The organism is Saccharothrix sp. AJ9571, assembly GCF_021725495.1.
In the GTDB taxonomy this organism is placed as follows: Bacteria; Actinomycetota; Actinomycetes; order Mycobacteriales; family Pseudonocardiaceae; genus Amycolatopsis; species Amycolatopsis magusensis.
On the sequence record NZ_CP091382.1, the window covers coordinates 8,048,162 to 8,070,182 of the forward strand.

At 70.7% G+C, this 22,021-nt stretch carries 21 protein-coding genes and 1 pseudogene; 12 read left to right on the forward strand and 10 right to left on the reverse strand.

The genetic code is table 11. The features are described from left to right. Positions 1-42 precede the first annotated feature (42 nt). Both L3Q67_RS36180 and L3Q67_RS36185 read left to right on the forward strand, forming a co-directional pair. Positions 43-504, forward strand: a complete 462-nt coding sequence (locus tag L3Q67_RS36180; protein WP_499185914.1) for a DUF4383 domain-containing protein — start codon at positions 43-45, stop codon at positions 502-504. Between the two features lie 16 nt (positions 505-520). Next, positions 521-1,279: an alpha/beta fold hydrolase gene (locus tag L3Q67_RS36185; protein ID WP_499185915.1), complete on the forward strand. Its 759-nt coding sequence runs from the start codon at positions 521-523 to the stop codon at positions 1,277-1,279. Positions 1,280-1,347: 68 nt separating this feature from the next. Here the strand turns inward: L3Q67_RS36185 and L3Q67_RS36190 are convergent. From L3Q67_RS36190 to L3Q67_RS36200, 3 genes and pseudogenes are all read right to left on the reverse strand, one after another. Further along, positions 1,348-1,524 (reverse strand): annotated as a pseudogene (locus tag L3Q67_RS36190) (ANTAR domain-containing protein); the annotation flags it as partial. Between the two features lie 90 nt (positions 1,525-1,614). Then, positions 1,615-2,715, reverse strand: coding sequence for a M20 family metallopeptidase (locus tag L3Q67_RS36195; protein ID WP_499191723.1), 1,101 nt, complete (start codon positions 2,713-2,715; stop codon positions 1,615-1,617). 50 nt (positions 2,716-2,765) lie between these two features. After that, on the reverse strand, positions 2,766-4,310 hold the full coding sequence (locus tag L3Q67_RS36200; RefSeq protein WP_499185916.1) for an AbgT family transporter: 1,545 nt from the start codon (positions 4,308-4,310) through the stop codon (positions 2,766-2,768). Between the two features lie 126 nt (positions 4,311-4,436). On the opposite strand from L3Q67_RS36200, the gene L3Q67_RS36205 reads away from it, so the two are divergent. Continuing rightward, positions 4,437-5,417: an Lrp/AsnC family transcriptional regulator gene (locus L3Q67_RS36205; RefSeq protein ID WP_499185917.1), complete on the forward strand. Its 981-nt coding sequence runs from the start codon at positions 4,437-4,439 to the stop codon at positions 5,415-5,417. Here the strand turns inward: L3Q67_RS36205 and L3Q67_RS36210 are convergent, their stop codons facing one another. Further along, positions 5,418-6,713, reverse strand: a complete 1,296-nt coding sequence (locus tag L3Q67_RS36210) for a serine/threonine-protein kinase (RefSeq protein WP_499185918.1) — start codon at positions 6,711-6,713, stop codon at positions 5,418-5,420. Positions 6,714-6,723: 10 nt separating this feature from the next. Beyond that, positions 6,724-7,248 carry a cysteine hydrolase family protein gene (locus L3Q67_RS36215; RefSeq protein ID WP_499185919.1) on the reverse strand — a complete coding sequence of 175 codons (525 nt, stop codon included), beginning with the start codon at positions 7,246-7,248 and terminating at the stop codon, positions 6,724-6,726. 90 nt (positions 7,249-7,338) lie between these two features. Here L3Q67_RS36215 and L3Q67_RS36220 point away from each other — a divergent pair, with 90 nt between their 5' ends. The 4 genes from L3Q67_RS36220 to L3Q67_RS36235 all read left to right on the forward strand — a co-directional run bounded on the left by L3Q67_RS36220 (position 7,339) and on the right by L3Q67_RS36235 (position 12,248). Further along, positions 7,339-8,148 (forward strand): IclR family transcriptional regulator, encoded by an 810-nt coding sequence (locus L3Q67_RS36220; protein ID WP_499185920.1) that lies wholly within the window; start codon positions 7,339-7,341, stop codon positions 8,146-8,148. 87 nt (positions 8,149-8,235) lie between these two features. Next, complete coding sequence (locus tag L3Q67_RS36225) at positions 8,236-9,516, forward strand: glucarate dehydratase family protein (protein ID WP_499185921.1); 1,281 nt, start codon at positions 8,236-8,238, stop codon at positions 9,514-9,516. 10 nt (positions 9,517-9,526) lie between these two features. Next, on the forward strand, positions 9,527-10,471 hold the full coding sequence (locus tag L3Q67_RS36230; protein ID WP_499185922.1) for a 2-hydroxyacid dehydrogenase: 945 nt from the start codon (positions 9,527-9,529) through the stop codon (positions 10,469-10,471). Between the two features lie 322 nt (positions 10,472-10,793). Continuing rightward, positions 10,794-12,248 carry a family 43 glycosylhydrolase gene (locus tag L3Q67_RS36235; protein WP_499185923.1) on the forward strand — a complete coding sequence of 485 codons (1,455 nt, stop codon included), beginning with the start codon at positions 10,794-10,796 and terminating at the stop codon, positions 12,246-12,248. A gap of 6 nt (positions 12,249-12,254) precedes the next feature. Here L3Q67_RS36235 and L3Q67_RS36240 read toward each other — a convergent pair whose 3' ends face one another. Both L3Q67_RS36240 and L3Q67_RS36245 read right to left on the reverse strand, forming a co-directional pair. Continuing rightward, positions 12,255-14,165, reverse strand: coding sequence for a WD40 repeat domain-containing serine/threonine protein kinase (locus tag L3Q67_RS36240; RefSeq protein ID WP_499185924.1), 1,911 nt, complete (start codon positions 14,163-14,165; stop codon positions 12,255-12,257). 27 nt (positions 14,166-14,192) lie between these two features. After that, positions 14,193-14,657, reverse strand: a complete 465-nt coding sequence (locus L3Q67_RS36245; RefSeq protein ID WP_499185925.1) for an RrF2 family transcriptional regulator — start codon at positions 14,655-14,657, stop codon at positions 14,193-14,195. A 78-nt stretch (positions 14,658-14,735) separates the two neighbouring features. Here L3Q67_RS36245 and L3Q67_RS36250 point away from each other — a divergent pair, with 78 nt between their 5' ends. Next, on the forward strand, positions 14,736-15,479 hold the full coding sequence (locus L3Q67_RS36250; protein ID WP_499185926.1) for an SDR family oxidoreductase: 744 nt from the start codon (positions 14,736-14,738) through the stop codon (positions 15,477-15,479). Here the strand turns inward: L3Q67_RS36250 and L3Q67_RS36255 are convergent. Continuing rightward, on the reverse strand, positions 15,476-16,480 hold the full coding sequence (locus L3Q67_RS36255; protein ID WP_499185927.1) for a TerC family protein: 1,005 nt from the start codon (positions 16,478-16,480) through the stop codon (positions 15,476-15,478). The genes L3Q67_RS36250 and L3Q67_RS36255 overlap by 4 nt on opposite strands. A gap of 82 nt (positions 16,481-16,562) precedes the next feature. After that, positions 16,563-17,978 carry an aminotransferase-like domain-containing protein gene (locus L3Q67_RS36260; RefSeq protein WP_499185928.1) on the reverse strand — a complete coding sequence of 472 codons (1,416 nt, stop codon included), beginning with the start codon at positions 17,976-17,978 and terminating at the stop codon, positions 16,563-16,565. Between the two features lie 73 nt (positions 17,979-18,051). Here L3Q67_RS36260 and L3Q67_RS36265 point away from each other — a divergent pair, with 73 nt between their 5' ends. From L3Q67_RS36265 to L3Q67_RS36280, 4 genes are read left to right on the forward strand one after another with little or no spacing between them, the layout of a single operon-like run. Beyond that, complete coding sequence (locus L3Q67_RS36265) at positions 18,052-18,900, forward strand: DMT family transporter (protein ID WP_499185929.1); 849 nt, start codon at positions 18,052-18,054, stop codon at positions 18,898-18,900. A 10-nt stretch (positions 18,901-18,910) separates the two neighbouring features. Further along, entirely contained in the window at positions 18,911-19,798 is an 888-nt protein-coding gene (locus tag L3Q67_RS36270; RefSeq protein WP_499185930.1) for a dihydrodipicolinate synthase family protein, read from the forward strand. Between the two features lie 33 nt (positions 19,799-19,831). Beyond that, positions 19,832-20,668, forward strand: a complete 837-nt coding sequence (locus L3Q67_RS36275) for a helix-turn-helix domain-containing GNAT family N-acetyltransferase (RefSeq protein WP_499185931.1) — start codon at positions 19,832-19,834, stop codon at positions 20,666-20,668. Positions 20,669-20,675: 7 nt separating this feature from the next. Next, positions 20,676-21,065: a VOC family protein gene (locus L3Q67_RS36280; protein WP_499185932.1), complete on the forward strand. Its 390-nt coding sequence runs from the start codon at positions 20,676-20,678 to the stop codon at positions 21,063-21,065. A gap of 19 nt (positions 21,066-21,084) precedes the next feature. Here the strand turns inward: L3Q67_RS36280 and L3Q67_RS36285 are convergent, their stop codons facing one another. After that, complete coding sequence (locus L3Q67_RS36285; protein WP_499185933.1) at positions 21,085-21,843, reverse strand: nucleotidyl cyclase domain-containing protein; 759 nt, start codon at positions 21,841-21,843, stop codon at positions 21,085-21,087. Positions 21,844-22,021: the final 178 nt, after the last annotated feature.

Below are 22,021 nucleotides of genomic sequence, written 5' to 3' on the forward strand. Positions count from 1 at the left end.
CACGTCGCCGACGGACGACACGCGCAGGGAAAGGACACTCCGATGGCCGGCAGGAACCCGCAAGCCACCCGTACCGCCCGCAGGCCCGTCCAGCTCGCCGCACTGGCCGTCTCGGTCGTCTTCCTGCTCGTCGGGATCATGGGCTTCATCCCCGGCATCACCCAGGACTACGACACGATGACCTTCGCCGGGCACCACTCCGAAGCGATGCTGCTCGGTATCTTCGCCGTCTCGATCCTGCACAACCTCGTGCACCTGGCCTTCGGGGCCCTCGGACTCGTACTCGCCAGGTCGGTCGAAGGCGCCCGCAACTTCCTCATCGGGGGCGGGATCGTCTACCTGGTGCTGTGGATCTACGGCCTGGTCATCGACCACGACTCCACGGCGAACTTCGTGCCCCTCAACCACGCCGACAACTGGCTCCACCTCGGCCTGGCACTGGGCATGATCGCGATGGGCGTCCTGCTCATGGACAAGACCGCCAAACCTCGCTCCGCGAAATAGGACGAACTCGACCACGATGACCCGGCAGCAGCGCCGGTCCCACCGGGTCCGCTGGGACGTGGTGGCGGGCGATCGGCGGGTACGCAGCCTCGAAGCAGGGCCACCGCACCGGGCCACGGCCCCGGTCGTGCTCGTTCCCGAGCTCGGCGCCCTCGGTTATCTGCTGGACACCGTCGACGCCTGCAGTACCCGGTCCCGCGCCTTTCTCCTCGACGTCCCCGGTTTCGGGCACCGGCCGCCGCGGCCCTGCCCGGCCGAGGTCCCCGCCGTCGGCGAAACCGTGGGAGCGTGGCTTTCCGCGGTGCCCACGGAACCGGTGGTGCTGGTGGGTCACTCGACCGGTGCGCAGGCCGCCCTCCACGCGGCGGTGGCGGCACCGCACCTGGTGCGCGCACTCGTGCTCATCGGACCGACCATCCCCCCGGCGTTGGGTCCCTTCCCCGCACTGGTCCGCGCCTTCGTCCGCAACTCCCGGCACGAGCCACCCGGGGAAATCCCGGTCACCTGGCCGTACTACCTACGGGGCGGGCCGCGGCTGATGACGCGCTTCATCCGATCGGCCCGGCAGGACCGGCCAGAACGGTTGATCGGCGCGGTGTCCTGCCCCACCCTCCTGATACGGGGCGAGCACGACGCCTTCGCCCCGCGCACGTGGCTCGACCAGCTCGCGGCCGCGTGCCCGAACGCCCGCACCGAAACCGCCCCCGGCGCCCACGCTTTCCCTTACCAGTACGGTGGTCTGACCGCCGAGCTGATCGCCGGCGCGGCGCACTGAGGCCCGGACCCCTTACGTCGGCGACATCGAGCGGCGCCACGTCGCCGCGGCGATGACCCGTCCGCCCGGTCGAGTTCGGTGTGGCGCCGGGCGAGGGTCTCGGCGACTTCGACGAGTTTGACGTTGAGGTCCTGCGAGGTACGCCGGAGGAGGTCGAACGCCTCGTCCGGGCTGAGGCCGCGGCGGACCATGAGGATGCCCTTGGCCTGGCCGATGACGTCGCGTGAGTCGATCGCCCGCCGCATCCGCTGCTGGTCCAGCTGGTCAGAGGCTATTTTGATCTTCCCCAGCACGGAAAGCCGCACCTTGCCCGTCGTCACGGCCCCAGTGTGCCGCTACCCCGCGGTCAGCGCGGTGATCAGGCCGATGGTCAGCGCGGTCCGGTGCGGGATGTGCGCCACCAGCACGTGCTCGTGCCGGGCGTGCGCGCCGCCGCCCACCGCGCCCATGCCGTCCAGCACCGGGCGGCCCAGCGCGGAGACGAAGTTGCCGTCGCTGGCGCCGCCGACCGTGGCGTCTTCGAGCGACCAGCCGAGGTCTTCCGCCACCGCCTGCGCCTTCTCGAACAACGCCTGCGAAGGCGCGTTCGAGGTCATCGGCGGGCGGTTCCAGTCGCCGGCGGCTTCGACGGTGACGAGGGGGTCGCTTGCCCGCAACCCGGCGAAGACCTCGTCGATGCGCTGCATCTCGGACGGCTCGGCGACCCGCACGTCGATCCCGCAGACAGCCTGTCCCGCCGTCACGTTCCGCCCGGTGCCACCGCTGATGGTGCCCACGTTCACCGTCGTACCGCGCTCGCGCGAGCCCGCCGCGGCGATCTGCGTGACGATCTCGGCCAGGCTGTGGATCGCGCTCGCACCCTTGTACGGGTCGAGCCCGGCGTGCGCCTCCACGCCGGTGACCGTCACGTCGAACAGGCCCACACCCTTGCGGGACGTCTTCACCTTGCCGTCCAAGGACGCCTCGAAGACCAGGTTCGCCAGCGTGCCCTCGCTGGCCGCCTCGATGTGCGGCCGGGAGAACGTGCTGCCGATCTCCTCGTCCCCGTTGAACAGGAACTTGACCGACGGGTGCGGCAGCCCCAGTTCCCGCAGCCCGCGCAGCGCCCACACCGACTGCACCAGGCCGAGCTTCATGTCGAACGCGCCGGGCCCGCTGATCCGGCCGTCCTCGATGGTGAACGGCCAGCCGGCGAGGGTGCCCGTCGGCCAGACCGTGTCGTAGTGGCTCATCAGCAGGACAGATCCGGGCGCGGTACCCGGATAGGTCAGTTCGAGCACGTCGCCACGCGTGTCATCGCTGTGCCGGGTTTCGTGCTCGGGCTCGCCGAGCCGCTCGGCGATCCACGACCGGAGGGTGTCGAGCCCGCGGTCGAGCAAGGGCTTGTCGTAGCTGTGCGTCTCCAGTTCGACGATCGTCTTCAGGTCGTCGAGCATCGCGGGCAGGGCGCGCTGGGCCCAGTCGGCAGGTGACACGGCTTTCCTTTCTAGCGGACGGGTGCGCCGGGGCCGAGCGGGATGCCGAACACCCAGAACACGAAGAACAACACGGTCCAGACGGCGAGCAGGGTCAGTGCCAGCGGGATGGTCATCGACAGCAGCGAGCCGATGCCTGCCGAGCGGCGGTAGCGCTGCAGGAAACCCAGCGCCATCACGAAGTAGGGGCTCATCGGGGTGATCGCGTTGGTGCAGGAGTCGGCGATGCGGTAGAGCGCCTGGGTGGTCTCCGGCGGGATGTCGAGCAGCATCAGCATCGGCACGAACACCGGGCCGACCAGCGCCCACTGCGCCGAGCCGCTGGTCACGATCAGATTGATCACGGTGACCACGAGCAGGATGCCCAGCAGGATCACCGGACCGGACACGCCGGCGGACTTCAGCGCGCCGGCGCCGTGGATCGCGGTGATCTCCCCGATGCCGGTCCACTTGAAGTAGGCCAGGAACTGCGAGATGGCGAAGAACAGCACCAGGATCGGCGCCATCTCCTTGAATCCGTGCGCCATGAACCCCGGGATGTCGCGGCTGCTGGTCACCGTCCCCGCCGCCTTGCCGTACGCCCAGCCCACGGCCAGGAACGCCAGCGCGAGAAAGATCGAGATCGAGGTGAGCAGCGGCGATTCCACGATGCTGCCGTCCTCGCCACGCAGCGGTGACCCCGAGGGCAGGACCGCCAGCACGAGCGCGAGCACTACGGCCACCAGCGCGATGAGCGCGGCACGCAGCCCGCGCCGCTCTTCGGCGCTCAGCTCCAGCGAGCCGAGGTCGTCCTGCTCGGCGTCCTCGTCCACCGGCATCGCCTCGGCCCGGCGGGCCAGCACCTTCTCCGTCACCAGCGTGATCACCGCGGCCAGCACGAACGACGACGCCAGCGAGAAGAAGTAGTTGTCCAGCGGTGTCACCACGTACGTGGGGTCGATCGTGTGCGCGGCGGCGGTGGTCAGCCCGGACAGGATGGCGTCGGACGGGGTGATCAGCGGGCTGGCGTCGTACCCGGCCGAGATGGACACGAACGCGACCACGATGCCGAGGATCGGGCTGCGGCCCACCGCCCGGAAAGCCATGGCCCCCAACGGGATCAGCACCACGTACGCGGCGTCGGAGGCCACGTGCGAGACCATGCCGGTGAACGCCAGCGCGAAGGTGACCCACCGCGGTGACACCTTCGACACCCCGGACCGGAGCACCGCGGCGAGCAGCCCGGAGCGCTCGGCGACCGCCACGCCGAGCATGACCACCAGGATCGTGCCCAGTGGCGGGAACGCGGTGTAGTTCTTGACCACGTCCTCGACCATCATCCGCACGCCGTCGGCGGAGAGCAGGTTCTTCGCGGCGACGGTCTTGTCCGTCGCCGGGTTCACCGCCGACACCCCCGCCGCCGACAGGCCCCAGCTGGCCAGCGCCAGCACCCCGCTCAGGATGACGAAGAGCCAGAAGGGGTGCGGCAGCTTGTTGCCGAGGCGCTCGACCCCGTCGAGGGCGCGCAGCAGCAGGTTCAGCACTCTCGAGGCCGGCTTGGCTTGACTGGTGCTCATCGGCGGCGTCTCCTTCCCGGGGCTTGCGGGCTCATTAGACGGGCACCTGGCCGAATAGTGCAAGCTTGAAGCGGAGAACGCGGATTTCAGTCACAGAATCCGTCAGTCCGGGTGATACAGTCAGTCGTGCCCAACGAAGCCGATCTCGACCTGGTCGCCGCGCTCCAGGTCGCCCCGCGGGCGTCCGTCGCCGTGCTGGCCGACGCGCTCGGCATGTCCTCCAGCACGGTCGGGCGCAGGCTGGCCCGGCTGGAGGAGCAGCGGATCCTGCGCGTGATCGGCCAGGTCGAATGGGCGGCCAGGGCCGAAGGCAATCCGCGGCACGTCTGGGTGACCACGCAGCCAGGCGCGGTGGGCCAGGTGGCGCACGCACTCGCGCGACTCCCGGAGGCCCAGCTCGTCGCGGAGACCTCCGGCCGGTCCGACGTCTACCTCGCCGTCCACGACACCGACCGCGCGCGGGCGCGGGAGCTGCTGACCGAGCGCATCCCGAGCGTGCCCGGCGTCGCCGGAACACACTCGGAACTGGTCCTGCGCGCGTTGACCAGAGCCGATTCGTGGCGGCTGCACCGGCTCGACGACGCCCAGGTGGCCGCGCTGTCCCAAGCGGCGGACGCCATCACCCCACCGGACAGCCCCGGTGGCTCGAAGGCCGGCGAGGACGAGCGCCGGGTGATAGCGCTATTACAACAGGACGGGCGGGTCACCGCGGCGGAGGCGGGCCGGGTGCTCGGCCTCAGCCAGTCCACCACCTACCGGCTGATCCAGTCGATCCTGCGCCGCGGCCTCGTCCGGCCGCGGGTCGAGGTGGAGCCCGCGTTGCTCGGCTACGGGCTGGAGGTGATCATCGCGTTGACCATCTCCCCCGGCGCCATCCAGGCGGTCGCGGAGGAACTGGCCCGCCACCCGTCCGCGCGCTACGTCTCGATCGTCGCGGGCACCACCTCGGTGATCCACCAGGGCGTCTTCCGCAACGAGGACGAGATGGCCGACTTCCTCACCAGGGACCTCGCTCCACTGCCCGGGATCAGCGCGCTGCAGGTGTCCGTGGTCCTGCGCATGCTGCGCCGGTACTGGATCCACCGGGAGGACGGCCGGTTCGCCTGATCACAGCTCCCGGCACCGGATCTCGGGCGCGGGCCTGGTGTCTTCCGAAGCGATCACCGTCATCCCGAGTTCCACGGAACCACCGGCGGCGATCGAGACGTTGTAGTCGGCGTTCGTGACGGTCACTGCCTCGCCGTCCTGCGTGAACTTGCCGTTCCAGAGGTGCGCGATGCGGTGTCCGCCGGGCATTTCCCAGCTCAGCTCCCAGCCGGTGAGCCGGCCGGAGCTGCCGTTGCGCACGCTCACCCCTGCCTGATAGCCACCCGGCCAGGTGCCCGCCACGGTGAACTGGGCGGTGCACGTCGGCGCCGGCGGTGAAGACGAGGAAGCCGGGGCGGCGACCACCGGCGTGCCGGTCGAGCCCGGGCCGTTGATCAGCACGCCGACCACCACACCGGCCGCGACCAGCGCCGCGGCCGCCACACCGGTGACCGCCGTCCGGCGGGAGACCCGGCGCCGAACGGGTAAGAGGAGCGTCTGCGGTGACGGTGGCGCAACCGGGCGGCCTTCGGCAGCGGCGGCCAGCACCTCCCGCGCGGCCCGCATGGTCGGGCGCGCGTCCGGGTCGCGGTGCAAGAGCCACTGCAGCGCGCCGGTCAGCTCACCCGCCCGACGCGGCGGGGTGATGGTGCCACCGGCGACCTTGTGCAGCATCGCGATCGCGTTGTCGTCGACACCGAACGGCGGGCCGCCTTCGAGCACCGCGTAGAGCGTGGCGCCGAGGGAGTACACGTCCGAGCGGTTGTCGGCTTCGCCGCCGCGCGCGACTTCGGGGGCCAGGTAGGCGGGCGTGCCCGCCAGGACCCCGGTCGCGGTCACCGAGGCGTCGCCCGCCGCACGGGAGATGCCGAAGTCGGTGATCTTCGCGGTGCCGTCCTCGGCGATCAGGACGTTGTCGGGCTTGATGTCGCGGTGCACGATGCCCGCCTCGTGCGCGGCCTCCAGCGCGGAGGCCAGTTGCGTGCCGATCTTCGCCACTTCGCGCGGCCCCAGGTCCGGCAGCGCGCCGAGGCTTTTCGACGGCAGGTACTCCATCACGAGGCACGGGCGCCCCTGGTGCTCGGCCACGTCGTGCACGGCGATCGCGTTCGGGTGCCGCAGGCGCCCTGCGTTACGGCCTTCGCGCATCGCCCGCGCGACGGCGTCGTCGGCGTTCCCGGTGTCCACCAGCAGCTGCTTCACCGCCACGCGGCGATCGAGGCGGTCGTCGTGCGCCAGCCACACCACGCCCATCGCGCCCCGGCCGAGCAGCGACACCAGCCGATAGCGGTCCGCGATCACCTCACCAGGTTCCACCGCACGAACCCTAGTTGAGGACCAGCGCCGGAAGCTCCGCCGCCGGGCACAGGCGCAGCGTGCCGCCGGGGTGGACGGCGGTGCTCAGGATCCGGTTGTGCCGGTCGACGACCTGCTCGGCGGTCAGGCCCGCCTCGGGATCACCCTCGGTGGCCGGGGCGTGCCCGTCGCTGACCAGCACCACGTCCAGGCCGTGGCTCAGCGCGGACCGCGCGGTCGCGTCGACGCAGTAGTCGGTGGCGAGCCCGGTCAGCACGATCGTGTCCACGCCCCAGCCGGTGAGCAGGGCGGCGAGCTCGGTGTCGTAGAAGGCGTCGGTCGCCGTCTTGCGGATCACCACGTCGGACGGCTCGAGACCGAGGCGCGCGCTGACCGGCGACTCGGGGTCGAAGACCTGCTGCAACGCCACCACCGGCGTGCCGCCCCGCCGGAGTCCCCGCGCCAGCGCGGCGATCCGGTCCGCCAGTTCCTCCCCGCGCCAGACGAGCGGGAGCAGCGTCTCCTGCACATCGACGATCACCAGCGCCGCCTTCATGACCAGGCAGCCTATCCGCGTCGTCACCGCGATGGGGGCGGTACGCGGCCGGTAACGTGGTGCCTCCCGATCGCAGGCAGGAGGGCATCGATGACCGCACCGGCCGAGCTCCCCGGTGGCGGTGTCCGCGAAGTGAAGTCGGCGGCCCGCACCCTGGAGTTGCTGGAGCTGCTGGCCGCCCGGCGGAACCGCCCGGCGCGGCTGCGTGAACTCAGCGAAGCGCTCGACATGCCCCGCAGCAGTTGTTACGCCCTGCTGCGCACCCTGGCCAAGTACGGCTGGGTGCGCACGGACGCCTCGGGCACCCTCTACGGCATCGGCATCCGCGCCCTGCTCGCCGGCACCACCTACCTCGACACCGATCCCTGCGTCCGCATCGCCAAGCCGGTGCTGGACACGCTCGGCGAGCAACTCGACGAGACCTTCCACCTCGGCAGGCTCTCCGGCGACAAGGTGGTCTACCTCCTCACCCGCGCCTCCAGCCAGTACCTGCGCCCGCGCAGCCGCGTCGGCCGACACCTGCCCGCCTACTCGACCGCGCTCGGCAAAGCACTGCTCGCCGAACTCGGAGCGGACGAGGTGGACGAGCACCTGCCCGCCGAGCTGACCGCGCTGACGCCGAACACGCACACCGACCGGGCCGCCCTGCTCGGCGACCTCGCCGAGATCCGCGAGCGCGGGTTCGCGGTGGACCGCCAGGAGAACAGCCTCGGGGTGCAGTGCTTCGCCCTGCCGCTGCACTACTCGGCTCCGGCCACGGACGCGATCAGCTGCTCGGTCCCGCTGGCCCGCCTCACTCCCGAACGCGAGGCCGAAATCCTCGGTGCGATGCGCAAAGCCCGCGAAACCATCGACGAAGCCGCGATGGCCACCGAGCTCGGGAGTACCGGAGACGCCTGATCTGTCTTCGTATGTATCAGCTGTCTTCACATGTGGACAGGTAGCGGTTAGGCTGCCCGGGACCGTCCGTCCGCCGGGAGGTTCCCTGTGCCGAACACCGAGTCCCACCGCATCCGGGAAGTCCGCGTCACACCGGTGGCGTTCGCGGACCTGCCGCTGCTCAACACGGTCGGCGTGCACGAACCGTTCGCCCTGCGCGCGATCGTCGAACTGGTCACCGACTCCGGGCTGACCGGACTCGGGGAGACCTACGGCGACGCCGGGCACCTCGAGCGCCTCCGGCTGGCGGCCGCCGAACTCGACGGTGTCGACGTGTGGCACGTGCAGGAGATCGCCCGCCGGATCCACGTGGCGCTCGCCGCGGACACCAGCACGGGCGGGCACGGGATGAGCGGGATGGTCACCGGCAGCCGGACCGCGGACCGCGTGCTGTCGCCGTTCGAGGTCGCCTGCCTCGACATCCAGGGCAAGGCGATCGGCCGCCCGGTCAGCGATCTGCTCGGCGGCGCGGTGCGCGACCGGGTCGACTACAGCGCCTACCTGTTCTACAAGTGGGCCGGGCACCCCGGGGCCGCCGACGACGCCTGGGGAGCCGCGCTCGATCCTGGGCAGCTGGTCGCCCAGGCCGAGCGGATGATCGGCGGATTCGGCTTCAGCGCGATCAAGCTGAAGGGCGGGGTGTTCGCACCGGAGGCCGAGACCGAGGCGATCCTGGAGCTGCGCAAGGCTTTCCCCGGCCATCCACTGCGGATAGACCCGAACGGCGCCTGGAGCGTCGAGACCTCGATCCGGGTCGGCCGCGAACTCGACGGCGTGCTCGAGTACCTGGAGGACCCGACCACCGGCGTCGAGGGCATGGCGGCGGTGGCGCGCGAGGTGTCGATGCCCTTGGCCACCAACATGTGCGTGGTCGCCTTCGACCAGGTGAAGCCGGCCGTGGCGGCGGACGCGGTGCAGGTGATCCTGTCCGACCACCACTTCTGGGGCGGGCTGGACCGGTCCCGGTCGCTGGCGCGGATCTGCGACACCTTCGGCATGGGCCTGTCCATGCACTCCAACTCGCACCTCGGTATCAGCCTCGCCGCGATGACCCACCTCGCCGCGGCCACGCCGAACCTGAACTACGCCTGCGACACGCACTGGCCGTGGAAGGATCCGGCCGACGACGTGATCGTGCCCGGCGCGCTCGCCTTCGAAGGCGGCTCGGTCGCCGTGCCCACCGCACCCGGCCTCGGCGTCGAACTCGACCGCGACGCACTGGCGCGCCTGCACGAGCAGTACCTCTCCTGCGGCATCCGCGAACGCGACGACACCGGCTACTTCCGCCGCTTCGAGCCCGGGTTCGACCCGGCCGCACCGCGCTGGTGAGGCTCGGGACATGACCGTCGATGGCGCCGTGCTCCAACTCTGCCCGCTCCTGCCGTCACTGGAGTCCGCGCTCAGCACCCACCACCACACCGTGCGGTTGTTCGACCAGCCCGATCCCACCGCCTACCTCGCCGCGTACGGCCAGGAGTTCGCCGCGGCCATCACCAGCGCGCGGATCGGGGTGCCGGACGAGGTGATGGACGCACTCCCCCGCCTCGGCGCGATCGTCCACTTCGGAGTCGGGTACGAGACCACGGACGTGGCACGGGCCAGGGCCCGCGGGATCGACGTGAGCAACACCCCGGACGTGCTCACCGACTGCGTGGCGGACCTGGCCGTCGGCGGCCTGATCGACGTGATGCGCGGGCTGGCCGCCGCCGACCGCCACGTCCGGCGCGGCGCCTGGCCGGGCGGCGGGGTCCCGCTCGCCACCAAGGTCAGCGGCAAGCGGATCGGCATCCTCGGCCTGGGCCGGATCGGCCGGGCGATCGCCACCCGCCTCACCGGGTTCGGCGTCGACCTCGCCTACCACTCCCGGAACCCGGTCGACGGGGTGCCGTACCGCTACGCCGGTTCACCCGCCGCGCTCGCCGCCGAGGTCGACGCGCTGGTGGTCGCCGTGGCAGGCGGCGACGGCACCCGCGAACTGGTCTCGGCCGACGTGCTCGACGCGCTCGGCCCGGAAGGCTTCCTGGTCAACGTGTCCCGCGGTTCGGTCGTCGACGAACCCGCGCTCGTCAAGGCTTTGGTGGACGGGAAGCTGGCCGGTGCCGCGCTCGACGTGTTCGTCGATGAGCCCCACGTTCCCTCGCCGCTGCTCGACCTCGACAACGTGCTGCTTCTCCCCCACATCGCCAGCGCCACGCGGGAAACCCGGGAAGCCATGGGAAAATTGGCTTTCCAGAACCTGCACCAGTTCCTCACCGAAGGCACCCTGCGCACCCCGGTGCCGTGATCAGTGGACGTAGGGCCAGACCGCCGCGCCGAAGCCGAGCCAGTTGATTTCGAGCAGGGCCGCGCCGGTGTTCGCGTAGTAGGGGTAGGCCAGGGTCGATCGCGTTGAAGTCGTTCGACGGCCCCGATTCGATCACCAGGCCGTGGTTCGTCCAGCTCCCCGGTGGTCACCCCGGGATTCGGGTAGGCCGCCGCGACTGGGAGCGTTCCCGAGCACGGTAGCCCGACTGTTCCGAAACCGGCAAGCCGCTGGTTGAGTATCCCGCCCCCATGCTGTTAGCGTTAACAACTCTTTCATCCGTGCAGTGTCGCAGGGAGAAACCATGACCAGGCTCGCCCTCGTGCTCGCCATGATCGCCACCCTGCTCGGCAGCGGCCTCACCGTGCCGCGCCCGGCCGAGGCGGCGACCGTGGACCCCAACGCCACATACGTGCTGGTGAACCGGCACAGCGGCAAGGCGCTCGACGTCTACGACCTGGCCACCGCCGACGGTGCCCGGATCGCCCAGTGGACCCGCAACGACGGTGCCTGGCAGCAGTGGCGATTCCTCGATTCCGGCGGTGGCCACTACCGGCTGAAGTCGCGGCACAGCGGGAAGGTGCTCGACTTCGCCGGTTCGTCGATGTCCGACGGAGCGGACCTCGTGCAGTGGACGGACGAAAACCGGCCCAGTCAGCAGTTCCGGCTCGCCGACTCGGCGGACGGTCACGTGCGCCTGCTCAACCGCAACAGCGGCAAGGCGCTCGACGTCTTCGAGTTCTCCACCGCCGACGGCGCCAGGGTGGTGCAGTGGCCCGACCTCGGTGGTGTCAACCAGCAGTGGCAGCTGGTGAAGCTGGGTGCGGGCACGTTCACGAATCCGGTCAAGGCCAACGGCCCCGACCCGTGGTTGCAGTACCACGACGGCTTCTACTACCTCGCGACCACCACCTGGACCTCGAAGATCACCATGCGCCGGTCGGCCACGCTCGCCGGGCTGGCCTCCGCGCCCGAGACCGTGGTGTTCGACCTGGCCGGGCGCCCGAACGGCTGCTGCAACCTGTGGGCGCCGGAGTTCCACCTGATCGACGGGCGCTGGTACCTGTACTACGTGGCCGGGCAGAACGTGTCCGACTACGTGCCGACGCAACGCCTGCACGTCCTGGAAAGCGACGGCACGAACCCGATGGGGCCCTACCGCTTCAAGGCCGACCTCGGTGACACCTGGGAACTCGACCCGAGCGTGCTGCGGGCGAACGGCAAGCTGTACCTGCTCGGCAGCGCGATGGACGGCACGCAGAGCCTCACCATCACCCCACTGTCCACTCCTTACACGATCAGCGGAGCGCGGCGGACGATCAGCCAGCCGACGCTGGCGTGGGAGCAGCAGACCGCGGCGGTGAACGAAGGCGCGGAACCGCTGTACCGCAACGGGAAGACGATGATCGTGTACTCGGCCAGCGCGTGCTGGGGGCCGGACTACAAACTGGGCCTGCTCACCTTCACCGGCACCGACCCGCTGAACCGGGCGCACTGGACCAAGGCGCCGGACCCGGTTTTCCAGCGCAACGACGCCCACGGGGTGTTCGCGCCGGGGCACAACGGTTTCTTCAAGTCACCGGACGGTACCGAGGACTGGATCGTCTACCACGCCAACAACTCCGCGAGCGGCGGCTGCGACATGAACCGGTCGACCCGGGCGCAGGAGTTCACCTGGAACGCCGACGGCACGCCGAACTTCGGCACGCCGGTCCCGCTGGGCGTCCAGCTTCCCGCGCCTTCCGGCGAAGCGGGCTGACCCCGGTCAGGTTCCGCCGACCCGCCACAGCCGGACACCGTGGTCCGCGCTCGCGGTGACCAGGAGTTGTTTGCCCGGCCCTGGCAGGGCGAAGTCGGCGAGCTCGCCCGGCACATCGGCACGACCCGCCAAGCCGAGTTCGACCGGCTTGGCGGGATCGGCCACGTCCCACAGCTCCACGCCCTCGGCGGTGTTGGTCACGGTCAGCACGTCACCGTCCGGGCCGAAGCGCACTGGTTCGGTCAGGATGCCGCCGTACAGCGGCGTGGTGGTGAAGCTCGCCGGTGGCTCGGTCAGGGCGGAAATCCGCCACAGGTTCACCTTGTCGTCGGCGCCGACGGTCGCGACCGCATCCCCGGCGGGGCTCAGCACGGCCTGGTTGATCCGGACCCCGCTGCTGCCGGCCAAGGACTCGAGCAACGGCAGGATCTGCCCGGTATAGGTGAGGTCCCAGGACTGCACCTCATCGGTGACGGTGACGGTCACCAGCGACTGGCCGTCCTCGCTGAACACCATCGACTCCGGTGCTTTCTTCAGCACGATCGCCTCGGCCACCGGCGTCGCCGTCGCGGCAGGGTCCCACAGCCGGAGCCGTCCGGCCGAGTCCGCCGTGGCCAGCTGCCGTCCGTCCGCGCTCAGCGCCACCGCCCCGAAACCCTCACCCGCGATGGGTGAGCCGATCGGCGTAGCGGGTATTCCGGGAGCGGAGTTCCACAACCGCACCGAATCCCCATCGGCCACCGCCAGCGTCCGCCCGTCACGGGAGAAAGCCGCCGAATACCGGCCCGCCGCGCTGGCCAGCGGTTCGCCGAGCACCACGGGATCGGCCGGATCGCTTACGTCCCACAACCGCACCGGCCCTTCCTCGCCGATCGTGACCAGTGTCCGGCCGTCGGGAGCGAGCACGATGGCCCGCGTGCCCGTCGTCCCCGCCAGCACCCCACCGACCGGCTTCACCGCGACGGTGGCAGGGGGACCCGGCGCGGCCGGACCCCAGTCCATCGCGAGCGCACCGAGCGCGAGCACGCAGACCACGCCGATCGCCGCGATGGCCCAATAAAGACGGCGAGGGCTCTCCTTCACCGTGGTGTGCGGGATCGTCGGCGCAACGGCGGGCGCGAGCAGTTCGAGCGCTTTCCCGGCGGACATCCGCTTCCCCGCGTCACGGGTCAGCAGCCCGGAAACCACGTCGGCCAGCGAGTGCGAGCAGTTCAGCGGAGGCAGAGAGGCGTAGAGGATCGCGTGCACGGTGGCTGCGGTCGACTCACGGCTGAACGGCGGCTGTCCGGTGATCGCATGGCAGAGCGTCGCCCCCGCGGACCACAGGTCCGAAGCCGGTGCCGGCTCCTCGCCCTGGAACAACTCCGGCGCCATGTACGCGGTCGAGCCCATGATGCCGTCGCGGGTCAGCCGGGTGTCGTCCATGGTGTGCGCGATGCCGAAGTCGATCAGCTTCACCTGGTCGCCGGGCAGCACCATGATGTTGCCGGGCTTGACATCGCGGTGGACCACGCCGAGCCGGTGCGCGGCGTCCAGCGCGGCCAGGATCCGCTTGCCGAGCACGCGCACCCTGGCTTCCGGCAACGCGCCGCGCTCCAGCAGGTCCGCGAGCGCCGGCGCGTCGACCAGTTCCATGACGATGTAGATCGCGTCGTCGTCGGCGGTCGCGGGCAGGATGTCGTGGATGGCGATCACGCCGGGGTGGTCGATCCGGCCCGCTGTGCGGACTTCGCGCAACGCCCGCCGGTTGAGCAGGGCGCGTTCCCCGGCGTCGAGCCCGCCCGGCGGCCGCAGTTCCTTGACCGCCACCGCCCGCCCGATCAGCTCGTCGGTGGCCCGCCAGACCGCGCCCATGCCGCCGCGCCCCGACAGGCGGTCCAGCCGATACCGGTTCGCCACCAGCCGGGACTCCTGCATGGCTGGTCACAGTAGCGGAAAACCGGCCTAGAACAGGCGTTCCCGGGTACGGGCCGGTGCGGTCGCCGGGATCCCGGCGAGGATGTCGGCGAGGCTGACCCCGGCCAGGCTCTCGCGCCACGCCTGGTGTGCCTCGGCCATCTTCACCGCGAGGATGCAGGTGTCACGGCAGTCCTCGGCGGGCAGGGCGCCCCGGCCCTGCTGGCGGATCTCGCGGCACTCGTAGGGCGCCGACGTGCCGTCGATGGCTTCGACGATCCGCAGCAGTGAAATCTCGGCGGCCGGGCGAGCGAGCCGGAAGCCGCCGCGCGGCCCGGTGGTCGCGGTGAGCACCCCCGCGCGGACGAGTGCCTGCAACTGCTTGGCGAGGTACGGCGCCGGGAGGTCGAAGTACTGCGCCAGCTGGGCCGTCGAAGCCGAGGTCCCCGGCTCCAGCTGCGCCAGCGTCGTCGCGCAGTGCAGCACCCATTCGGTGCTCGCGGGCAGTTTCACCACCCCAGTCTATCGTAGATATTGCGGATCTGTTTAGTCTCTAATAGCTTGGAGACACCCCCAGAGAGGAAGACCGTCATGCGGATCGCCATCGCCGGCGCGACCGGCAACATCGGCGCGCTCACCAGCGCCGCCCTCACCAGGGCCGGGCACGAGGTGGTGCCCATCAGCCGTTCGCTCGGCGTCGACCTGGCCACCGGCGCGGGCCTCGACGGCGTGCTGGCCGGAGTCGCCGCGGTCGTCGACGTCACCAACGCGCCCCCGGCCGACGAAGCCGAGACCGTCGCCTACTTCGGCACCACCACGCGGAACCTGCTCGCCGCGGAGGAGAGAGCAGGCGTGCGGCACCACGTCCTGCTGTCGATCGTCGGGATCGACCGGATCGGCGGCAACGCGCACTACGCCGGGAAGCGCGAGCAGGAACGGCTCGTCACCGCGAGCCCGGTGCCGTGGACCATCGTGCCGGCCACCCAGTTCCACGACTTCGCCGCGATGGTGACGGGCTGGACAGAGCAGGACGGGGTGGCCACCATCGCCCCGCTGCTGGTGCAGCCGATCGCGCCCGCGGACGTGGCCGGGGTGCTCGCCGAGATCGCCGCGGGCGAACCCCGCGGCCGCTACGCCGATCTGGCGGGTCCCGAACCGCAGGACCTCGTCGACATGGCGCGGCGCACCCACGAAGCGCGGGGCCGCACGGTCAAACTGGTGCCGACGTGGTCCGGCCCCTTCGGCCCGACCATGGCGGGCAACGCCCTGCTCCCCGGCGACGGCGCCCACCTGGCCCCGACCACCTTCGACGAGTGGCTCGCGACCCAGCGCTAGGCGTTGTCGTCGGTGTCGCGAGGATGGGCACGCAGTGAACCCGGGTGTGCCTTGGCACTCGGGTCACGCTTGGTCTTCAGCAGGCTGGCCACGGTGACCACCACCAGGATGCCGATGATCACGCCGAGGCTGAGCGGGGTCGGGATCTCCGGCACGGCCGGGTCGATGTCCACGTGCGCCCAGTGCAGGATCAGCTTGACCCCGATGAACGCCAGGATCAGCGCCAGCCCGGCCGAGAGGTACACCAGGCGGTCCAGCAGGCCCTTCACCAGGAAGAACAACGCACGCAACCCGAGCAGGGCGAAGGCGTTCGCGGCGAAGACGATGTAGGCCTCTTCGGTCACCCCGAACACCGCCGGGATCGAGTCCAGCGCGAACAGCAGGTCGACGCCGCCGATGGCCACCAGCACCACGAACAGCGGGGTGACCATCCGGCGGCCGTCCACCCTGGTGGTCAGCCTGCCGCCGACGTAGTCCTCGGTGGTCGGCAGCACCCGGCGCGCGGCCTTGACCACGACGTTGTTCTCCACGTCGGGGTCCTCGTCGCGGTGGCGGAACAACTGCACCGCGGTGAAGATGAGGATCAGCCCGAAGATCAGGAACATGAAGGAGAACAACGACAGCAGCGTCGCGCCGACGGCGATGAACAGCGCCCGCATCAGCAGCGCCAGCACGATGCCGAAGGTCAGCACCTTGTGCTGGTGTTCCTCCGGAACCGCGAACGTGGTCATGATGATCACGAAGACGAACAGGTTGTCGACCGAGAGGCTCTTCTCGACGATGTACCCGGCGAAGTACTCGGTCCCGGCCTCTCCCCCGTAGGCCAGCATGAACCAGACGCCGAAGCCGATCGCGACCAGCACGTAGAACACCGACCACGCCGTGGCTTCGGCGAACCCGACCCGGTGCGGCCGCACCGCGGCCAGCACGAGGTCCACCGCCAGCAGGACGATCACCAGGCCGATCGTCACCAGCCAGGTGAGGACGCCGATCTCGAGCATGCGGACTCCGGGGTTCGTGGAACGTCGTTCACCACCTTACGGACGCGCCCGCCATCCGCCACCGGAGTCCACTCCGGACACCTCAGGTGCCGTTCTGCCGTTCCAGGGCACGGCCGATGGCCCGGGCGCCGTCGGGGAAGCGGCTTGGGTCCGGGCCGGTGTAGTTCAGCCGCACGTACGGGCCGGACGGCTCGGCGGGGAACCATTCCGCGCCGGGCGCGATCAGCACGCCGTCGGTCTCGCAGTCGCGGGCGAGCCGGTCGAGGTCCGTCCCGTCCGGCAGCCGTGCCCACAGGTGCAGGCCGCCGCGGGGCACGTGCTCGAGGTGCGCCTGCGGCACGTGCTCGGCCAGGCTGCCGACGAGCAGGTCCCGCCGGGTCCGGAGTTGCTGCCGCAGGGCCCGCAGATGGGTGCGCCACCCCGGCTGGGTCACCACGTCCAGCGCGGCCGCCTGCAGCAAACCGCTGACGTACATGGATTCCGCGCCCCGGTCGGCGAGGATCCGGTCGCGCGTGGGACCGCGGGCGATGACGGCGGCCACGCGCACGGACGGCGACACGTTCTTGGTCAGGGAACGCAGGTAGATGACGTGACCGGCGTCGTCGTGCACCGCCAGCGGCCGGGCGGTGGTTTCGATGCCGAAGTCGTGGGCCCAGTCGTCCTCGATGAGGAAGGCGCCCCGGGCACGCACGATCTCGAGGATCCGCTCGCCGCGCTCGTCGGTCCATTGGGCGCCGGTGGGATTGGCGTAGTTCGGCTGGGCGTAGAAGGCCCGCGCGCCCGTCTCGTCGAACGCACGCGCGAGTTCGTCCGGATCGGGACCGGCGGGCCCGCTGGGCACGGGAACGACGTGCACCCCGGCCTGCGCGGCGGCGAGGATCGCGCCCCAGTAGGTCGGCGATTCCAGCAGCAACGGCTGCCCGAACCCGACCAGCGCACGGAAGAGTGAACTCAGCCCGCTCTGGCTGCCCGGCAGGATCACCACGTCGCGGGCGGTCGGCGGGGTGAGACCGGCCGGGATGGCTTCGGCGAGTTCGGTGGCGAACCAGGCGCGCAACGCGGGCAGGCCGGCGGCGTCCGGCCGGGACAGGGCCGACTCCCCGCGGGCCGCGCGCGCGAACGCCGCCCGCACCAGGCGTTCGGGTAGCAGTGTCTGATCGGGATAGCCCGCGTGCAGGCCGATCGCGTCGGGCGAGGTGCTGCGCAACGGCGTCGACAAAGCGGGAATGCGGGCTTGCGGTGAACGCAGCGCCCCGGTCTGCCAGCCGAAGTCGAGCGGACGTGCGGTTCGCACGGCACGCACGAACGTGCCCACACCCGGGCGGCTTTCGATCAGCCCGAGCGCGCCCAGTGCGCGCATCGCCTTCTGCACGGTGATCGGGCTGGCGCCGTACTCGGCCACGAGCGCCCGGTTGGACGGCACGCGGGCGCCCGGCGGTGCCTGCGCGATCCACGCGCGCAGCCCGTCGACGATGCGAGCGGTGCTATCGTTGGCCATGTCAGCACAGAGTAGCGTTATCCGAAATCCGGCGGCAACGTTATCGCCGTCGCGGGCCGGATTGGCGTGGGGAGTGCTCGGCGTTTCGGCGTTCTCCTTCACCGTGCCCTTCACCCGCGTGGCCGTCGGCAGTCTCTCGCCGCTGTTCGTCGGCTCGGCGCGGGCGGCGGTGGCGGCGCTGCTGGCCGCTGCCGCGCTGGCCTTCACCCGGCAGCACCTGCCGAACAGACGCCAGTGGGCGCGGCTGGCCGTGGTCGCGGGCGGGGTCGTGGCCGGGTTCCCGCTGCTCACCTCGTACGCGCTGACCACCGCCCCGGCCAGTCACGGCGCCGTGGTGATCGCGCTGCTCCCGGCGGCGACAGCCGTGCTGGCCGTGGTGCGCGGCAAGGAACGCCCGCCGCGGTCGTTCTGGGTCATGGCGGGGATCGGCGCGGTGGCCGCGCTGGCGTTCGCTTCCCTGCAGGGCGGCGGTTTCGGCCGGTTGCACTGGTCGGACCTGCTGTTGTTCGGGGCCGTGGTCGCCGCCGCGGCGGGGTACGCCGAGGGCGGGCTGCTCGCCCGCGAACTGGGCTCGTGGCAGACGGTGTCCTGGGCGCTCGTGCTGGCTGCGCCGCTGATGTTCGCACTGACGGTCGTCGCGCTGACCCAGCAGGCGCAGGTGGGCTCGGCGAAGGAATGGGCGGCCTTCGCCTACCTCGCGGTGGTGAGCATGTTCCTCGGGTTCTTCGCCTGGTACCGCGGCCTGGCGATCGGCCCGATGGCGCAGGTCAGCCAGGTGCAGCTGGTCCAGCCGGTGCTGACCATCCTCTGGGCGGCGCTGCTGCTCGGCGAAGAACTGACCTGGCCCACCGTGCTCGGCGGACTGGCCGTTTTAGGCTGCGCCGGTGTCGCCGTGCGCATCCGCCTCGACCGCACCGCTTAGGAGAAAGATCTTGTTCACCGGACTCAGCGCGTTCCCGCTCACGCCCGTCACCGACGACGGCATCGACGAAGCCGCCTACGAACGCCTGGTCGGCAGGCTCGCCGAGGCGGGCGTCGACTCCCTCTGCGCGCTCGGCTCGACCGGCAGTTATCCCTATCTGAACCGGGAAGAGCGGGCGCGGGCCGCCCGGCTGGCCGTGCGCGGCGCCGGTTCGGTGCCGGTGATCGTCGGCGTGGGTGCCCTGCGTACGCGTGAGGTGCTCGCGCACGTCGAAGACGCCCAGGAAGCCGGCGCCGCCGCGGTGCTGGTGCCCACGATGACCTACCAGCCCCTCACCGACGACGAGGTGTTCGGGCTGTACGAGGAGGTCACCGCCCAGCTGTCGGTGCCGTTGATCGTCTACGACAACCCGGGCACCACACACGTCGAGTTCACCGACGAACTGCACGCGCGGATCGCCCGGCTGCCCCGCGTCGCCTCGATCAAGATCCCGCCCGGCGCGCGCGACCGGATTCCCGGCCTGCGCTCACTCATCCCGGACACCGTCAACCTCGGCATCAGTGGCGACGCCGTCGCCGCCGAAGGCCTGCTGGCCGGTTGCGAGGTCTGGTACAGCGTCCTGGGCGGCCTGTTTCCCCAGACCGCCCTCGCCCTTACCCGCGCTGCCACCGCCGGTGACGCGGAGCGAGCCCACGCGCTGACCGCGGAACTGAACCCGCTGTGGGATCTGTACGCGCGCTACGGAAGTTATCGAGTCATGTCCGCCATGGCCGTCGAACTGGGTCTGCTGTCCGAGCCGAACCTGCCGAGGCCGGTCCGTCCCCTCGGGCAAGAAGGCCGTGACGCCGTTGTCCGGGTACTCGAGACGACCGACTGGCTATCGATCAGCGTCGATTGACGCCCTCATCGAATCCCGCCGATACTGGGTGGCATGACGCTCGCTCCCGACCTGCCGGTGCTGGCCGCGACCGAGGCGGCCACCTACGCGGAGTGGTTCGCCTGCCTGGCCGAGCCCACGCGCGTGCGGCTGCTGCACACGGTGGCCACCGCGCCCAGCGGTGTGACCGTGGGCGAGCTGACCGAGGCCCTGGGCATCAGCCAATCCACCTGCTCCCACCACATCCGCAAACTCGCCGACGTCGGCTTCGTGCGACTCCGGCGTGAACGCACCGCCACCATCGTCACCATCAACGCCGCCTGCTGCACCGGCTTCCCCCAAGCCGCCGACGCGGTCATGGGCCTGCTCGCACCCCGCCCCTGCTGCCCCAGCGACCTACCCACCGACATCACCGTGCGCGCCATGATCGACGAGGACTGGGACGACGTCCTGCGCATCTACAGCGAAGGCATCGACACCGGCATCGCCACCTTCGACACCACCGTGCCCACCCGCGACACCCTCAACGCCTACTGGCACCCCGCACACCGCTGGGTCGCACTACTCGACGGCGAAGTGGTCGGCTGGACCGCCGCCGCACCCGTATCCACCCACGACCACTACACCGGAGTCGCCGAAACCTCCGTCTACGTCGACACCCGACACCGCGGCCGCGGCATCGGCAAAGCCCTCCTCCACAAACAAGTCACCACCGCCGACCACAACGGCCTCTGGACCCTGCAAACCACCATCCTCACCGAAAACCGCCCCGCCATCGCCCTGCACCACTCCGCCGGCTACCGCACCGTCGGCGTCCGCGAACGCATCGCCGAACGCAACGGCACCTGGCACGACACCATCCTCCTCGAACGCCGCACCGAAAGGTCGTGACCCGGAAATGCTGACCGGCTCCCGGATCGAAGCCCGCATCCCCGCGCAGGACCTCGGCCGCGCGCGTCGCTGGTACGCCGAGAAGCTCGGGCTCGAACCAGCCGAGGAACGCGAAGGCGGCCTGCGCTACGTCGGCGCGTCCGGGGTCTTCTGCCTGTTCGCTTCCGCGGGCGCGTCGAACGGCTCCTTCACGCAGATGAGCTTCTACGTCGACGACCTCGAGACGACCGTGGCCGAGCTGCGTGCCCGCGGCGTGGAGTTCGAGGAATACGAAGGCGCCGTGGACGGCATCATGGAAATCGACGGCAACTACCCCAGCAAGGGCCGCGGCGAACGAGCCGCCTGGTTCCGCGACAGCGAAGGCAACATGCTCGGCGTCGGCCAGGTCGTCCCCTGACTCGCGGCCGGCGACGGGGTCAGGACGAGATTCGTCTCTCCGCCGCCGGGTCGTTCCCGGTGGTATCGCGGTCCTCCGGCACGTCGCGCCGGAGGCGGCGAGGCAGCGGCGTGCGCACCGGGAACCGTGCCGCGGCCTTGGTGCGCTGCGAAACGCGGTCACGCAGCGGGATCGGCTTCCCCGGCGCGCGGGGTTCCGGCAGTTGCACCCAGCCCCGGGCGGGTCGTCCACCGATGTCCAGCTCGATCGACTGCTCGAACCGCTCCTCGTCGATCCCGTCGTAACCCTGCCGGACCACCGAGTGGTGGAACTGCTCGGACACCGCGAGCACCAGGAGCGCGGAGGTCTTCCGCAGCGCCGCCTTCAGCTCCGGGGCGTCGACCAGCCGGGTGGTGAGGGTGACGTCCTCACCGAAGGGGCCGCGCAGGTCGAAGTGCACGTCACCGGCGTGCATCGCGGCACGGATGCGGAACTCCCGTTCGGGCTGCCGCGCCGCGTGCTCGCCGAGGAGTCGCTGCAGCACCGGGATGAACTTGTTCAGCATGAGGGTCTTCGGGGCCTGGTCCACCGCGTGCACGAAGGCCATCAGGCCGTCGCCGCGATCGGTGAACGGGTCCCGCAGGTTGTCGGTGATCTCGCATTCCAGCAACGCCGTCTCGAAGAGTTCGTACAGGTCGTTGCGGAGCACCGCGGTGGCCGAGTTGTTCCGGCGGGTGGACCCCTCGATGTCGACCACGATCATCGTGCGCTGCAGTGGTATCGGTGACAGGAAGCTCACCATGACCACCTCGCCGCCGCTCAGGTACGGCCGACCGTCGCGGTGCGGCGCGCACGCCGACACCAGGACGAGCCCGCCGGTCGGAGGTCGGATGACACAAGCTTCATCATTGGCTCCTCACCCGGATCGCTGGCAAGTTCAGAAATATTCAGGTATAGTTTCCGAACTACTGCGGGAT

What these genes read in the sequence shown, in the direction of transcription:
- L3Q67_RS36255 (WP_499185927.1), bottom strand. Translation starts at nt 16,480, where the DNA reads ATGCTCGAGATCGGCGTCCTCACCTGGCTGGTGACGATCGGCCTGGTG.
- L3Q67_RS36185 (WP_499185915.1), top strand. Translation starts at nt 521, where the DNA reads ATGACCCGGCAGCAGCGCCGGTCCCACCGGGTCCGCTGGGACGTGGTG.
- L3Q67_RS36240 (WP_499185924.1), bottom strand. Translation starts at nt 14,165, where the DNA reads ATGCAGGAGTCCCGGCTGGTGGCGAACCGGTATCGGCTGGACCGCCTG.
- L3Q67_RS36235 (WP_499185923.1), top strand. Translation starts at nt 10,794, where the DNA reads ATGACCAGGCTCGCCCTCGTGCTCGCCATGATCGCCACCCTGCTCGGC.
- L3Q67_RS36260 (WP_499185928.1), bottom strand. Translation starts at nt 17,978, where the DNA reads ATGGCCAACGATAGCACCGCTCGCATCGTCGACGGGCTGCGCGCGTGG.
- L3Q67_RS36280 (WP_499185932.1), top strand. Translation starts at nt 20,676, where the DNA reads ATGCTGACCGGCTCCCGGATCGAAGCCCGCATCCCCGCGCAGGACCTC.
- L3Q67_RS36230 (WP_499185922.1), top strand. Translation starts at nt 9,527, where the DNA reads ATGACCGTCGATGGCGCCGTGCTCCAACTCTGCCCGCTCCTGCCGTCA.
- L3Q67_RS36275 (WP_499185931.1), top strand. Translation starts at nt 19,832, where the DNA reads ATGACGCTCGCTCCCGACCTGCCGGTGCTGGCCGCGACCGAGGCGGCC.
- L3Q67_RS36250 (WP_499185926.1), top strand. Translation starts at nt 14,736, where the DNA reads ATGCGGATCGCCATCGCCGGCGCGACCGGCAACATCGGCGCGCTCACC.
- L3Q67_RS36200 (WP_499185916.1), bottom strand. Translation starts at nt 4,310, where the DNA reads ATGAGCACCAGTCAAGCCAAGCCGGCCTCGAGAGTGCTGAACCTGCTG.
- L3Q67_RS36220 (WP_499185920.1), top strand. Translation starts at nt 7,339, where the DNA reads ATGACCGCACCGGCCGAGCTCCCCGGTGGCGGTGTCCGCGAAGTGAAG.
- L3Q67_RS36195 (WP_499191723.1), bottom strand. Translation starts at nt 2,715, where the DNA reads ATGCTCGACGACCTGAAGACGATCGTCGAACTGGAGACGCACAGCTAC.
- L3Q67_RS36215 (WP_499185919.1), bottom strand. Translation starts at nt 7,248, where the DNA reads ATGAAGGCGGCGCTGGTGATCGTCGATGTGCAGGAGACGCTGCTCCCG.
- L3Q67_RS36180 (WP_499185914.1), top strand. Translation starts at nt 43, where the DNA reads ATGGCCGGCAGGAACCCGCAAGCCACCCGTACCGCCCGCAGGCCCGTC.